This window comes from Duganella violaceipulchra (assembly GCF_019166075.1).
Classification (GTDB): Bacteria; Pseudomonadota; Gammaproteobacteria; order Burkholderiales; family Burkholderiaceae_D; genus Rugamonas; species Rugamonas violaceipulchra.
On the sequence record NZ_JAHTGR010000224.1, the window covers coordinates 1 to 255 of the forward strand.

General features: G+C 64.7%; 1 protein-coding gene. It reads left to right on the plus strand.

Going from position 1 to position 255, the window contains the following annotated elements; all coding sequences use genetic code 11:
• Positions 1-255: condensation domain-containing protein (locus KVP70_RS33800; protein WP_217946790.1), on the plus strand; the 255-nt coding region annotated here is incomplete at both ends.

Below are 255 nucleotides of genomic sequence, written 5' to 3' on the forward strand. Positions count from 1 at the left end.
AGGAAGTGGAGCTGGACGCGGCGGACGGCGCCATCGCGGAGCAATTGGCCAGCCTTTATGCGCCAAGCCGGCAACGGCTCGATGTGCGCCAGGCGCCGCTGATGCGTGGATTTGTCTGTGCCGACCGCGCCCATGGCCGCTGGCTGTTGCAACTGCTGACGCATCATTTGGCGATCGACCATACGACACTGGAAATCCTGGTCGAGGAAATCCACCTGATCCAGCAAGGCCAGGCGGCGCAACTGCCGCCGGCGC